Origin of the sequence: Mycobacterium gallinarum (genome assembly GCF_010726765.1) — a bacterium.
Classification (GTDB): Bacteria; Actinomycetota; Actinomycetes; order Mycobacteriales; family Mycobacteriaceae; genus Mycobacterium; species Mycobacterium gallinarum.
Genome location: NZ_AP022601.1, coordinates 294,294 through 307,800 on the forward strand (window position 1 = coordinate 294,294; position 13,507 = coordinate 307,800).

The 13,507-nt window shown below is 63.0% G+C and carries 15 protein-coding genes; 4 read left to right on the top strand and 11 right to left on the bottom strand.

Annotation, left to right across the window (positions count from 1 at the left end; genetic code table 11):
- Positions 1-4 precede the first annotated feature (4 nt).
- The gene (locus tag G6N42_RS01385; RefSeq protein ID WP_163725068.1) at positions 5-793 is read right to left on the bottom strand and encodes an SDR family NAD(P)-dependent oxidoreductase; all 789 of its coding nucleotides are present in this window, start codon (positions 791-793) and stop codon (positions 5-7) included.
- Between the two features lie 76 nt (positions 794-869).
- On the opposite strand from G6N42_RS01385, the gene G6N42_RS01390 reads away from it, so the two are divergent.
- Positions 870-1,289 (top strand): hypothetical protein, encoded by a 420-nt coding sequence (locus G6N42_RS01390; RefSeq protein ID WP_163725071.1) that lies wholly within the window; start codon positions 870-872, stop codon positions 1,287-1,289.
- A 7-nt stretch (positions 1,290-1,296) separates the two neighbouring features.
- Here G6N42_RS01390 and G6N42_RS01395 read toward each other — a convergent pair whose 3' ends face one another.
- A complete protein-coding gene (locus tag G6N42_RS01395) occupies positions 1,297-2,907 on the bottom strand; it encodes a class I adenylate-forming enzyme family protein (RefSeq protein ID WP_163725074.1) in 1,611 nt (536 codons plus the stop codon).
- Between the two features lie 137 nt (positions 2,908-3,044).
- On the opposite strand from G6N42_RS01395, the gene G6N42_RS01400 reads away from it, so the two are divergent.
- From G6N42_RS01400 to G6N42_RS01410, 3 genes are all read left to right on the top strand, one after another.
- On the top strand, positions 3,045-3,575 hold the full coding sequence (locus G6N42_RS01400; protein WP_163736794.1) for a nuclear transport factor 2 family protein: 531 nt from the start codon (positions 3,045-3,047) through the stop codon (positions 3,573-3,575).
- Between the two features lie 84 nt (positions 3,576-3,659).
- On the top strand, positions 3,660-4,880 hold the full coding sequence (locus G6N42_RS01405; protein ID WP_163736797.1) for a CaiB/BaiF CoA transferase family protein: 1,221 nt from the start codon (positions 3,660-3,662) through the stop codon (positions 4,878-4,880).
- Positions 4,877-6,106, top strand: a complete 1,230-nt coding sequence (locus G6N42_RS01410) for a cytochrome P450 (RefSeq protein WP_163725077.1) — start codon at positions 4,877-4,879, stop codon at positions 6,104-6,106. The genes G6N42_RS01405 and G6N42_RS01410 overlap by 4 nt, the downstream gene beginning before the upstream one ends.
- 21 nt (positions 6,107-6,127) lie before the next feature.
- On the opposite strand, the gene G6N42_RS01415 is transcribed toward G6N42_RS01410, so the two are convergent.
- The 9 genes from G6N42_RS01415 to G6N42_RS01455 all read right to left on the bottom strand — a co-directional run bounded on the left by G6N42_RS01415 (position 6,128) and on the right by G6N42_RS01455 (position 13,500).
- Complete coding sequence (locus tag G6N42_RS01415) at positions 6,128-6,646, bottom strand: hypothetical protein (RefSeq protein WP_163725079.1); 519 nt, start codon at positions 6,644-6,646, stop codon at positions 6,128-6,130.
- A gap of 78 nt (positions 6,647-6,724) precedes the next feature.
- The gene (locus tag G6N42_RS01420) at positions 6,725-7,336 is read right to left on the bottom strand and encodes a TetR/AcrR family transcriptional regulator (protein ID WP_163736800.1); all 612 of its coding nucleotides are present in this window, start codon (positions 7,334-7,336) and stop codon (positions 6,725-6,727) included.
- A 29-nt stretch (positions 7,337-7,365) separates the two neighbouring features.
- Complete coding sequence (locus tag G6N42_RS01425) at positions 7,366-8,538, bottom strand: lipid-transfer protein (protein ID WP_163725081.1); 1,173 nt, start codon at positions 8,536-8,538, stop codon at positions 7,366-7,368.
- 31 nt (positions 8,539-8,569) lie between these two features.
- A complete protein-coding gene (locus G6N42_RS01430; protein WP_163725084.1) occupies positions 8,570-9,022 on the bottom strand; it encodes a MaoC family dehydratase in 453 nt (150 codons plus the stop codon).
- The gene (locus tag G6N42_RS01435) at positions 9,019-10,128 is read right to left on the bottom strand and encodes an acyl-CoA dehydrogenase family protein (protein ID WP_163725087.1); all 1,110 of its coding nucleotides are present in this window, start codon (positions 10,126-10,128) and stop codon (positions 9,019-9,021) included. The genes G6N42_RS01430 and G6N42_RS01435 overlap by 4 nt, the downstream gene beginning before the upstream one ends.
- 19 nt (positions 10,129-10,147) lie before the next feature.
- Complete coding sequence (locus G6N42_RS01440) at positions 10,148-10,561, bottom strand: Zn-ribbon domain-containing OB-fold protein (protein ID WP_163725090.1); 414 nt, start codon at positions 10,559-10,561, stop codon at positions 10,148-10,150.
- Entirely contained in the window at positions 10,561-11,136 is a 576-nt protein-coding gene (locus tag G6N42_RS01445; RefSeq protein ID WP_163725093.1) for an FAS1-like dehydratase domain-containing protein, read from the bottom strand. Before G6N42_RS01445 ends, G6N42_RS01440 begins: the two co-directional genes overlap by 1 nt.
- 13 nt (positions 11,137-11,149) lie before the next feature.
- Entirely contained in the window at positions 11,150-12,331 is a 1,182-nt protein-coding gene (locus G6N42_RS01450; RefSeq protein WP_163725096.1) for an acyl-CoA dehydrogenase family protein, read from the bottom strand.
- Entirely contained in the window at positions 12,331-13,500 is a 1,170-nt protein-coding gene (locus G6N42_RS01455) for a cytochrome P450 (protein WP_163736803.1), read from the bottom strand. Before G6N42_RS01455 ends, G6N42_RS01450 begins: the two co-directional genes overlap by 1 nt.
- Positions 13,501-13,507 lie beyond the last annotated feature (7 nt).

Sequence of the window (13,507 nt, forward strand, 5' to 3'; positions counted from 1 at the left end):
TGGTTCACAGATCGGGGATAGGCAGTTCGGAATTCGGTCCCTGCAGACCGCCGTCGACGACGAACGTCGAGTTGGTGGCGTAGCAGTCTTTTGTGCACAGGTACAGGGTCAGCCGACCAAGATCGGCGACGTCGCCGATGCGGTGCAACGGCGTCCGCTCCTTCAGCTTCTCCTCGGAGCCCGGCATCAGGTCGAAGCTCGACTGCAGGCCGGTGGTCAGGAACGCGCCGAGAGCGATCGCGTTGACCCGGATCTTGGGAGCGAGCTCTTGGGCCATGGCGCGCGTCAATGCTTCGAGGCCGCCCTTGGCCACCGAGTACGGCAACAGCCCGCGAATGCCGAACCGCCCCGCGCCGGAGGAGATGTTGACGATCGAGCCACGCCCGAGCTCGAGCATGTGCGGTACGACGAGCTGGCTCATGTCGAACGCTGACGTCACGCAATAGTCGAACGTGCTGCGAAGGTTGTCCGACGTGAGACTCAAGAACGGGCCGTAGGTGGCGAAACCTACGTTGTTCACCAGGATGTCGATGCGGCCGAATTCATCGACCACGGTCTGCACGACCCGCTGGCTGTCCTCGCGTTTCAGGGCGTCCGCCGTCAATGCGAGGCCGTTGCCGCCCGCGGTCTTGATGTCCTTGATCGTGGACTCGACTTCCGATGACGTGCGTGCCGTCCCGACGACCGTGGCACCGGCCTCCGCGAGCACTTTGGCGATACCCTCGCCGACACCCCGCCCGGCGCCCGTAACGATCGCAACCTGACCACCGAGCTGGAATTGTTCAAGCGCCACGCTGCGAATCTACATTAGTGAGAATTGTAGTTTCCGATAAATGGAAACCCTGCTCTCTCCTGGTTAGGCTTTCATCATGAACCGGCCGCTGCCGCTGCTGCACCACGTCGTCTTCGCCATCGCACTGGAGCGGCTGGACGGCGCGGCAGAGTATCTCGCAGCTCTGGGGTTTCAATTCCAGGCCTTCGACCACGAGGAGTTGCGACTGTCCATCAGGCTCGACTGGGAACGCGGGTTCGAACTGATATCGCCGCTGGAGGATGCGCCGACCGAGGCGGGAACCGCGGCCGACTTCCTTGCCCGCAATGGTGACGGATTGTTCTCGGTCGTCATACGAACCGCGGATTGTGACGCGGCTGAGCACATCGCACACGGCCACGGCGCCAACGCCGACTTCCGTCAGCACGTCGAGGGTGACGGGTTCGAGGTCGTCGAAGTGAAATTGGAACCGCTGTACGGTATTCCGCTGACCTTACTGAAGACCAACCTGCCCTGACGCTCCGCTACCGGTTGACCAGCAGCCTGCTCAGCTGCACGGCCAGATCTGATTTCTTCACCTTGCCGGTGGCGGTGAAGGGGAGTTCGCTCTTGGAAGTGACCCAGATGAATTTCGGCACCTTGTAGGCTGAGAGCCGATCGCGCACCTGCGCGCGCAGATCGTCACCGTCGAGGACCGAATTCCCGCGAGGGACCACTGCCGCAGCGACGACAGTCCCGTTGCCGGCATCCTTGGCGCCCACGACATATGCCTCGAGCACGCCATCACAATCTGTCAGGGCGGTCTCGACCTCGCTGGGCGTGACGTTGGTGCCCCCGCCGGTCTTGATCAAGTCTCCGAGACGGCCGGTGAACTTGATCCAGCCGTCGTCGTATGCAACGCCGCAGTCACCGGTGCGGTAGTAGCCGTCGGGCGTGAAGACATCTTCTCGCTCACGCTTGTACAGGCGTTGCATCAACGAGTAACCGCGCACCCAGATTTCGCCCTCCGTTCCCACGGGTGCGGGTCGGCCCGAGTCCGGGTCGACGAGGAGGTGCGACAGCCCCTCGATGGACCGCCCGCCCGTTTCCGCACGCTCAGGAGGCTGCGGGGGATAGGGGTCGACACCGATGTGGTTGCCACACAGTTCGGTCATCCCCAGCGCATTGGGTCCCTTCGGGCGGCGCTCGGGCGGCACCATTGCGGGCATGCTGGTGCGCTGAACCGAACTGAGGTCCCTTCGAGTGAAGTCCGGATGCTCGGCGAGCGTCTTTCCCTGTTGCGGCCAGCCCAGTGTGATTGTCGCGCGATGTCTTTCAATGAGCTCCAGTGCATCCGCGGCGTCGAACGCGGGCTGGGTGACGAGGGTGGCACCGTGGTGAACCACCGCGTGTATACCCGTGATCAAACCGCCGACCCAAAAGAACGGCATGGAGGTGAACATCACCGTGTCGTGCGCGACGCCGTAGTCGAACGTGAGGTTGTAGGTATGGCGAACGAGTGTGCCCTGAGTGTGCACGGGCGCCTTCGGGTCACCGGTGCTTCCCGAGGTGTAGATGATCATGGCATCGTCTGCCGGTGTCACGCAGGATTCGACTGCGATGAGGTAGTCGTCGTCGACATCGGTCGTACTGTCACTGCCGTGTTCGGACGCCCAGGCTCGCTCACACGGTCCCCACACTGCGATCATGCGGAGGTACGGGGTCTTGCGCAGGAACAAGCGGCCAGGCTCGCCCTGGTCAGCCAATCCGGGCAACGCCTCTTCGAGGCGTTCGATGAAATCGTGGTTGCGAAACGATGACCAAGCCAAGATCGCTCGCAGATCGGCATGACGCGCGGTCCAGGCAAGCTCCGAGGCTTTGTAGAACGTGTTCATCGGGACCGCGACGGCACCGATGCGCGTCGTGGCGAACCATGCAATCGCCCACTCGACGCTGTTGGGCATCAGAATTCCTACGTGGTCGCCCTTGCCGATGCCCGATGCGAGCAGCGCTCGTGACAACGCCGCGGAACGGAGGTCCAGGTCGACGTAGGTCACCGTCTGCCCGTCGGCAATCAGAAACTCCTTGTCGCCAAAACGTGCCGCACATGACCTCAGGAGCGCGGGAATAGTGGGTGTGATGCTCGGAAAGGGCATGGCGTCGGCAATCCTCGCCTCGGACGATCATTGGGCCTCAACAGGATAGTTGTCTTCCGACTTTCGAGAACACCGGTTCTCATAGCTGCTCCGGTGCGAACTATGCTGCAGTCATGGACGAGGCCGTGACGGGGTGACTGGATCGGATCGAGTCCAGTCTTGCGATCAGCCAGCTGCCCAGCCGGTACGCGATGGCACTCGACGCCCGCGATCTCGATTCTTTGGTGGCGGTATTCGTCGCGGACGTCGACGCCGGCTCCGAAGGGATTGGTAGGGACGCGTTGAAGCGCTGGTACGGACGCGTCCTGCGGCGGTTTTATCGGAGTATTCACCTCATTTGCGGGCACACCTTCGACTTCGTCGACGCCGACAATGCGACCGGGTCGGTCTACTGCCGCGCGGAGCACGAGGATGGCGACGGCTGGTATGTCATCACCATGCGATACGACGATGTCTACGCACGCAGCGACGGCGAATGGTGCTTTGTGCAGAGGCGCGAGCATCCGTGGTACTCCGTCGACGTGACCGAGCGGCCGGGACCGGACTTTGTGCGGTGGCCGGCCGACGTCGAGCTTCGGCCAGCCATGCCGCACCGTATGCCAACGTGGAAAGCGTTCTGGGAGGCCGGAGATCCCCGGTTGCCGTCACAGCTATCGCGACGGCCATGACCTGGTGCCGCGGTTTACAAAGTGGTCCGCAAATGACATTCTCGTTATTGAAAATGATAGTTATCGCAGGTAGGGAGGCACGTCATTTCCGACGACAAAGTACTCAGTGGAGTCCGGGTGCTGGAGGTGGCCGCATGGACGTTCGTTCCCTCGGCCGGGGCGGTCCTCGCGGAATGGGGTGCTGAGGTCATCAAGGTCGAGCCGCGAGACGGCGGCGACCCCCAACGCGGGCTGGTCACCATGGGCATCGTCGACGCCGGCGGGGGTGCGGTCAACTACATGATCGAGATACCCAACCGGGGGAAGAAATCGATCGGCGTGGACTTGAATACGCCCGGTGGCAAGGAAGTGGTCCACGAGCTGGCCAAGAGTTGCGATGTATTCCTGACGAGCTATCTCCCGGAACGGCGCAAGAAGTTGGGTATCGATGTCGAGGCCATCCGCGCGGTGAACCCGAGCATCGTGTACGTGCGCGGCTCGGGTCACGGGCCCAAGGGGCCCGATTCGGACAAGCCCGGCTATGACGGTGTGTCCTATTGGGCCCGCGGAGGGATTGCGACGGTCCTCACCGAAGAGCGCGACGAACTTGTTCGGTCGCGGCCCGCGTTCGGTGACCTGCTCGGTGGCATGACGATCGCCGGCGGTATTGCGGCTGCGCTCTACAAGAAGGCCACGACCGGCCGAGGTTCGATCGTCGACGTATCGCTGCTCGGGCTCGCGGCGTGGAACTTGAGCCCGGATGTCGCGGTGAGCCAGATACACGGCGGCAGCGCCATTCCGAAGTTCGGGCATGCCGATGCACCGAACCCGTTGGTGGGGACGTATCGCACGAAAGACAATCGCTTCGTACAGCTGATGATGTTGCAGCTCGACAAGTTCTACGCCGAGGCGATGAATGTGATCGGCCTTCCGGAGCTCGTTGATGATCCGCGATTCGCCGACCCGGCATCGAGATATGCGAACCGAGTCAGCCTGATCGCCTTGCTCGACGAAGCCTTCGCAAAGCAGACATTGGCAGAATGGCGGGAGAATCTCGCCGGACTGTCCGGCGCGTGGGGCATCGTGCAGACGCCGGGGGAATTGTGCGACGATCCAGCCGTCACGTCCAACGGCTATATCGCCCGCACCGAAACGGTCGGCGGCGTACCATTCTCTCTCCCCACCAACCCCGTTCAATTCGATGAACAATCCGTCGTTCCCCCGGGTGCGCCGGAACACGGTCAGCACACCGAAGAGGTGTTGATGGATGCGGGGATCGATTGGGACACGATCATGAGGCACAAGGAATCGGGAGCGATTCTGTGAATGCGACGACGTCCGAGGTTTCCGGCGGTCCGATCGAATTCGACCCGTTCACGCAGGACTTCTTCGACGGGGCATACGACACATACCGCAGGCTCCGCAACGAGGCCCCGGTGTACTACAACAAGAAGTGGGACTTCTGGGCATTGACGCGGTACGACGATGTGGCGCCAGGGACCAAGGACCATGAAACCTACTCGTCGGCGAAGGGTGCGACCCTCGACATGGTCAAGGCGCACGACGACGCGATTCCGGTGCCCAAGGTGATCATCTCGATGGACCCGCCTGAGCACGAGAAGATGCGCAAGCTCGTGAGTAAGGTCTTCACCCCCCGCGCCATCGCCGGGCTGGAGGACATGGTCCGCGAGAAGGTCTATGAATGCGTTGACGCACTTGACCCGTCGGAGTTCGACGTCGTCGCGGACTTTTCGGCGTTGTTCCCCAACGAGGTCATCACCACCATGCTCGGCGTGCCCAAGGAGGACCGCAATCAGATCAGGCTCTGGCTGGATCTACTGCTCGAGCGTCAGCCAGGGGAGATTGCGACCAGCAAGCAGGGTTACGAAGCCTCGATGAACACCGGCATCTACTACTACAACCTCATTCAACAGAGGCGTGCGAAGCCTCAGGATGACATGATCAGCCGTCTGATCGAGACCGAGATCGAGCGCGACGGCGTGGTGGAAAAGCTGACAGACGTGGATATCTCAGGCTTCGCGACCATGCTGGGTGGTGCCGGCGCGGAGACGGTGACCAAACTCGTCGGAAACGCAATGGTCGCGTTCGCTGACTTCCCCGACCAGTGGCGATTGCTGAGAGAAGACCGCAGCAAGATTCCCGCGGCGGTCGAAGAACTTCTGCGTTACGAAGCTCCATCGCAGTACCAGATCCGCACCGCGACGCGTGATGTGACCTATTACGGAACGACGATCCCCGAAGGCGCCGCCGTGCTGCTCGTGACCGGCTCAGCGACCCGAGACGAGCGCATGTTCGAGGATCCCGACCGACTCGATATAGACCGTGAGCGAAAGATGGGCTTCAATTTGGCGTTCGGCTACGGCGTGCACAGCTGCCTGGGTGCGGCGCTGGCTCGGATGGAGAGCCGCATCGCTTTCGAGGCTCTCCTGGATCTGGTTCCGGAGTACGAAGTCGACCGTGGCGGGCTGCGACGCGTGGCGATGACGAATGTCTGTGGCTATTCCAACGTTCCGGTGCGAAAGGTCGGCTGATTCGTCGCTGGGCGGATGTCGCTAGCGAGCTCGAAACGGCTCGACGACCGCGAGCTGGGGCGTCAATCCAGCGGCCTTCATCGCGTGAAACTTGAACGCCCGCGCAGCGGCGCTGAGCCGGTGCTCGACGCCTGGGCCCGCAGCGGGTTTCGCTTGCGGGTCGTGCTGCCATACGGCGATATCGGCGTGCTGTCGCCGCACGGATTCCGCCACCATGCGACGCACCTGGCGGTGCCGTTCGTATACCTCTGCGTCCAAGTAGACGGCATCAGGCCACAGCGGCTCGACGTCGAATGCGTCGGGAATGACACGGCCGCAGACACCGAGAATCTGCAATGCGCGCTCATCACCGGCGCTTTCGACGTATATGTCTACGTGCCAGCCGGCACGGACCGAGTCATATATGAGCCCACCTGCAGCCGCCACTGCGTCGGCCGTATTGGCGGCGAATACCACCAGCTTGCTGGGTGTGGCCCGACCGCGACTCGACGACTTCGTGTGTGAGTGCGCGGGGGTGTTCGCATGAACTACGGAACTCACGTGACAATCCTCGATTCCATTTATGAGAATGACTATATCCATTGGGCCATGGACGATCCAGGCGACGTGATAGCGGATTCAGCGCCTGCGGGACCGGTCCTCGACGAAACCGTTGACAACATAAGGCCGCACGAAGGCCGCCACGCCGTCGTCGTCGCGCATATCGATATTCGGTGAGGGCGTGGTGAACAGCGAGAACAGCATGCGCGCGAACCACTCGGTCGCCGAGGCGATGTCGAGGTCGCTGCGCACCTCGCCGGTAAGCCTGGCCGCAACCACATAGGGGGCGAGGAACTCGGCACATTCCTTGAGGAGCGTGGCTGCGTTCTTCGTCATCATGAGGTTGACTTCCTCTTCGTCGAAATACGCCTCGGGCTCGACGACTCTGCGTGCCTGGGTGACGAAAATCGCCGCTCGCACCAGCCGGCCCTCCAGAGTGCTGCCGCCGTGGCGGTCGATTGCTGTGGCCATATTGCGGTAGAAGCGCTGGGAGGCGGCCTCCGCGCAGGCCTCGACGATGGTCTCCTTGTCCCGGAAGTACTCATAGAAGGTGCTGCGGGAGACTTCGGCTGCCTTCGCGATGTCGACGATGGTCGTCTTGCGGAGGCCCTGGGTGCGGAAGCAGGCGAACGCGGCCGAGATGATGGCATCCCGGGTGTCGGTCGCCTGCGCGGCCTGGGCCTGCGTCATCTCAGAACTCACCGCTCGACATTAGCTGGTCAGCGGTCCGGGGCCAGGATGAGTCCGCTGGTGGGGACGCCGGTGCCCGAGGTGACGAGCACATGTTCGACGTTGTCGACCTGGTTGTACGACGTGCCCCGAACCTGGCGCACCCCTTCGGTGATGCCGTTCATGCCGTGGATGTAGGCCTCGCCCAACAGCCCACCGTTCGTGTTGATCGGCAGTCGCCCGCCGAGTGACAACTCCTCAACGGAAACGAAGTCCTTGGCCTCGCCGCGCCCGCAGAAGCCGAGCTCCTCGAGCTGTGTGAAGACGAACGGGGTGAAGTGGTCGTAGAGAAACGCCGTCGAGATGTCGTCGGGTTTGAGCCCGGAGTCACGCCAGAGTTTGTTGCCGACCACGCCCATCTCGGGCAGGCCCGTGATGTCTTCACGGTAGTAGCTGGTCATGACTTCGCCGTCGAACGCCGCGCCCTGCGCGGCAGCAGTGATGACTGCCGGCGGCTTGGCGAGATCGCGGGCGCGCTCCAGACTCGTCACCACCATCGCCACGCCGCCGTCGCTCTCCTGGCAGCAGTCGAGCAGGCGCAGTACCGGCTCGATGATCCAGCGTGACTCCTGGTGCTGCTCAAGGGTGATCGGCTTCTCGTAGAACCAGGCATCCGGGTTCTTGGCCGCGTGCTTGCGGTCGATGACGGAGATCTTGCCGAAGTCGGCGTTGGTGACGCCGTAGGTCGACATGTAGCGCTGAGCGTGCAGTGCGACCCAGGCCGCGGGTGTCATGAAACCGAACGGTGCGTATGGTGCCATCCACAGCGGGGTCACGCCGGGTTGACGTCCAGCGCCGCCGAAGCGGAATCCGGAGCGTTCGTTGAACGCCCGATAGCAGACGACCGCTTCGGCGGCACCGGTCGCGACCGCCATGACAGCCTGCATCACCGTGCCGGCGGCGGCTCCGCCGCCGTGTGGCACCCTCGTGAAGAACGTGAGGTTCTCGATGCCGACGTTGCGCGCGACTTCGATCTCCTCGTTCTCATCGACGGAGAAGGTCACCATGCCGTCGATGTCGCTGGGACGTAGCCCGGCATCGTCGATGGCCGCTTTGACTGCCTCGCAGGCCAATTGCATCTCGGTTCGACCCGACTCCTTCGAGAATTCGGTCTGTCCGATGCCGGCAAGCGCTGCCTTGCCGCCTATTCCGTCCCTGCTCATGCGCGATCCGCCTCCGCTGCTCGTCTTCGCGTCACGCATCCACTCCGTCGAGCAGGCTGAGCACAGCGGTGCCTTTCACGTGATCGCCGAGGCTGTTGGTGCCCTTGAAGGCGATCTCGACGAGGCCCTCGCCGTCCGAAACCGATTTGTCGGTGACGCTGCCCTCGAAGCGCATCGGGTCATTCGGATATGCGGGGACACCAAGGCGAATCGACAGCTTCTTGACCATCGCCTCGGGACCCGCCCAGTCGTGCAGGAATTTAACGCAGAGCCCGTTTGTGGTCAGAATGTTGAGGAAGATGTCTTTCGACCCCTGCGAGTTGGCGAAGTCGCGGTCGTGGTGCACCGGCATGTAGTCACGGGATGCGATGGCTCCCGCCACGATCAGGGTGGTGGTGACGGGAACATCCATCGGCGTGACTTCGTCGCCGACGTTGATGGCGTTGAACGCGAGGGTGGTGGTGCGCCCGATGGTGGAGGTCATTTCGTTCCTTCCGAGTACGTATGGCCGAGGCGGGCCAGTTGTTGTGACGCCGACCCGAGAGCGAGTTCGATCTGCTTGGCCCACAGGAAATAGCGTGACAGCGGATAGGTCACGTCAATGCCCATGCCCCCGTGCACTTGCTGAGCCGAGGCCGTGACCCGCGCGCCCGCCTCCGCGGCCCAGAACTTGGCGATGGCGGCATCGCGCTCACACGGCCTCCCTTCGGCGATCAGCCAGGCGGCGTACCAGGTGGTCCAGCGGATGGCTTCAACGTCGATGAAGGCATCGGCCAGCCTCTGTTGGACGGCCTGGAACGATCCGATGGGGCGGCCAAACTGCTCACGCTCACTGGTGTAGGAGGCGGCAAGCTTCAAAGCCCTTTCCACGACGCCGATTTGGATCGCGCAGAGAGCCACCAGGGCACGGGTATACAGCGAGCTGACGATGTCGGCACCGACGTGCTCGGTCAGCCGCTGGCCGACCACGCCGGACAGTTCGACATCAGCGTGTGGTTCACCATTCGTCGTGACGACCGGAGTGACTGTGACACCGTCTGAGGCCGTTTCGATGACGAAGAGGCCGGGCCCGTCGTCGGCTTGTGCGGATACGACGATGGCCGTGGCCAGCTGCGCCGCAGGCACCAGGTCCTTGTTCCCGTCGAGTCGCCACGAATCTCCGTCGGCACGAGCCGTCGTGCGCGGCGCGGCTGGGTTGGAGTTCCCCGGCTCGGCGAGCGCCGCGGTGAGGATCGTGCTGCCATCGACGACGCCAGGCAGGTACCGTTGCTGCAATGCGGAGTCTCCGTGCCGCGCAATGGTGTCCGCACCCAGCGCGAGCGTCGCGTATACCGGCACCGGCGCGACGCTGAACCCGACCTCGCTGAGCAGAACGGCGAGCTCAAGGTAACTGCCGCCGGTGCCGCCCACCGATTCTGGGAGTGCGATACCGAGCAGGTCGGAGGTCGCCAATTCGCTCCACAACGCGGTGTCGTGACGCACATCGGTGGACTCGAGTTCGGTCAGATGTTCTGGAGTCGCGCGAGCCTCGAACAGCTGTCGGGCGACCTTGCCGACCGTCTCTTGTTCTTCGGTGAATGTGAAATCCATTGTGAATTCTCGCCTTCGGTCAGCCGGCGGGCCGGAACTGGTGCAGCGTCAACTCGTCACCACTTGGAAGCGCCTCAAAAGTCTCGTAGAACACCTCGACGGGCATTCCAACCTCGATGTCGGCAGGTTCGATCCCGCAGAGGTTCGAAACGATGCGAACGCCCTCGTCGAGCTCGATGAGCGCAACGACGTAGGGGTACTGGAGAAAAGGAAGTGGTGGATATTGCGGCATCACGAAGCTGTACACCGTGCCGCGACCGTTCGACACGACGTAATCCCAATTCAGCGACTGACACTTGCCGCACATCGGCCGCGGCGGTACCCGCAGCGTATTGCAGTCCGTGCAGCGCTGGATGCGAAGCTCATGCTCCTTCAACCCCGACCAGAAGAACTCTGTGTCGGGACTGATCGAGGGGGCGAGTCTGGTGGCCATCAGTCCCCAGCCGTTCCGGCGGGGGCGCCACCCGTCTTGAAACGCAGGGTCCGGAACCACTGCCGTCCGATGACTTCGTCGTTCTGATCGCGATAGGTGGTCACCCACGTGACGAAGAAGCCGTTGCCCATCGCGGTCTTCTTCTCATCGGAGATCGAATCGAAAACCGTCTCTGCGGTGATCTGGTCTCCGACCCGGGGATAACGTTCGATTTCGAACTCGGAGTTGGTCGCGATGATGCCGGTGTAACCCGCATCGGAGAGGAACTGCAGCGGATTGGTTTTGATCTCGATCGGCACACCGCCGCGCTCGTGAATGCCCGCGAGTTTGGGTGGAGGCATCGTCCAGCTCTGCAGCATCACCGGTGGTGACACCAGTCCGCCGTAGCGGGAGTTCTCGGCGAACTCCGGATCCAAGTACGCCGGGTTCATGTCGTCCAGCGCATATGCCCAGTGCCGGATCATCGCGGCATTCACCGGGTCGGGGGCGCGGGACGGCTTGCCGACCCCGTCGGTCGGTGTGCCGATCAGTGCATCGAGGCGCTCGCGTAGCTCGTCTTTGGCGAGTTCGGTCACGTAACTGTTCCTTTCAGGAGGCTCGCATGTCACGGGGGGCCCGCGGCATCAAAAGTCCCGCCATGGCGATGATGTCGCGTTGCAGTTCATTGGCGCCGCCACCGAAAGTGTTGATGACGGCCAGTCGGTACGCGCTTTCCAGTTCGCCCTTCAGCGGGGCCGATTCTTGCTTGCGCAGGCCCGCCTGGCCGACCACGTCGAGAAGCTCACGGGCCACCTGCTGGGTGAGTTCGGTGCCGAAAACCTTCGCGGCTGAGGCTTCGCCCATGCCGAGCGCTCCGGAGCTCATGTTGGAGTTCACTCGCAGGTTCAACAGTCGATACGCGGCGACCTGAGCTTCCACCCGCGCCAGCGCTTGCTGCACCCACGGCTGGTCGATCACCAAACCGTCGTCGAGCGCTGTGGTTTGGGCCCATTCCAGTGTCTTGCTGAAGAGCGGCTCGAGTGCGCCGAGATTTCCCAACGCGGCGCGTTCGAGGTTCAGCTGATTGGTGATCAGCTTCCACCCCTCGTTCTCACCGAGGACGATCGCACTCTCGTGAACACGCACGTCGTCGTAGAACGTGTAGTACGTCTGCACGCCGGGCATGGTGTTCAGCGGCTTCCAGGAGAATCCGGGGGAGTCGGTGGGCACCATGAACACCGTTATGCCCTTGTGTTTCTTGGCCTCTGGATCGGTGCGGGCAGCCAGCCAGATGTAGTCGGCGAACTCGGCACCACTGGTGAACATCTTCGATCCGTTGATCACGAAGTGGTCGCCGTCGCGCACTGCCGTGGTTCGCAGTGACGCCAGGTCGCTGCCGGCGCCGGGTTCGGAGTATCCGATGGCGAAGTCGACCTCGCCCCTGAGGATCGCGGGCAGGAACTCCTGTTTCTGCTCCTCGGTGCCGTACTGAATCAGCGTGGGACCGACGGTGTTCAGCGTGATCATCGGCAGCGGTGCATTCACCCGGCGCGCTTCTTCACCGAAGATGTACTGCTCGAGTGCGGTCAGCCCACTGCCGCCGTATTCGACCGGCCAGGCGACGCCCAGCAACCCGGCCGCACCGAGCGCGCGCCTGCACTCGCTCATCGCGTCGCCGCCCTCCGCGAGCTTGGCGACGGACTTCCGTCGCTCGGGGGTCATCACGGCCTCGAGGCGTTCGCGGTAGTCCTTGCGGAGCTGTTCTTGCTCCGGTGTGTAGTCGAAATCCATCAGACACTCGCTTTCAGACGTACGGGCATCTTCTTCACGCCCGGCACCATCGTGGCCCGGAGTCGGGTCACGTCGCCGGTCAGTTCGATCGTCGGGTAGGTGCCCAGCAGCACTTCGAACATGATTCGAGCCTCGAGTCGTGCCAGCTGTGCGCCGAGGCAGGCATGTTCACCTGCACCGAATGCTATGTGCGGGTTCGGATTGCGGGTGATGTCGAACTCTTCGCTGGTGGGTCCGAAGATCTCCGCATCGCGATTGGCCGCGCCGTACAGCATCACGATCTTCTCGCCTGCTTTGATCTGCTGGCCGCGGATCTCGACGTCCTCGGTGGCCTCGCGTGCCATATGGGTCACAGGGCTGGTGAACCGCAACATTTCCTCGACGGCCAGCGGCAACAACTCCGGATTGGAGCGCAGCAACGAGAACTGGTCGGGGTGATCCAGCAGCGCTTGCGTTCCCAATGCGATGAGATTGCGGGTGGTCTCGTTGCCCGCGACCAGGAGCAAGAAGGAGAAGTTCAGGAGGTCGGCGTCGGTGAGTCGCTCACCGTCGACCTCGGCGGCGGCCAGAATGCTCAGGAGGTCGTTGCCGACGACGTCACCGGAACGGCGGGCATCGATCAGTTTGGTGAAGTACTCGTAGAGCTGGCCGAGGGCGACCACGTTGTCGAGCTCGATGTCAGGATCGGCCGTGCCCACGGCTGCATCGGACCACGCCCGGAACTGCTCCCAGTCCTCGGGAGGTGCACCGAGCATCTCGGCGATCAGCCGGGTGGGCAGGGGGGCGGCGATCTCCTCGGCGAACTCGTACTCCCGGGACGGATCGACGTCATCGAGGATGCCCTTGACGATCTCGCGCACCTTCGGCTCCAGCAACGTCACCTGACGTCGGGTGAATCCCGAATTGATGAGCTTGCGTAGCTGCCGGTGCCGCGGTGGGTCCGTGAAGATGAGATTGCCTTCCTGGACCGGTTCTGGCTGGCTCGGGTCCGGGATGGTGATGCCCTTCGTCGACGTGAACGTGAGCGGATGACCGGATACGTAGCGGATGTCCTCGTACTTCGTCAGCGCCCAGAAGTTCGTGGCGTCGTTCCAGACGATGGGCGTGCTGGTGCGCAGTTCGCGGTACGCCGGGTACGGGTCGCCTGCATAGAAGTCCGGTGAGTGCAGGGGGAGC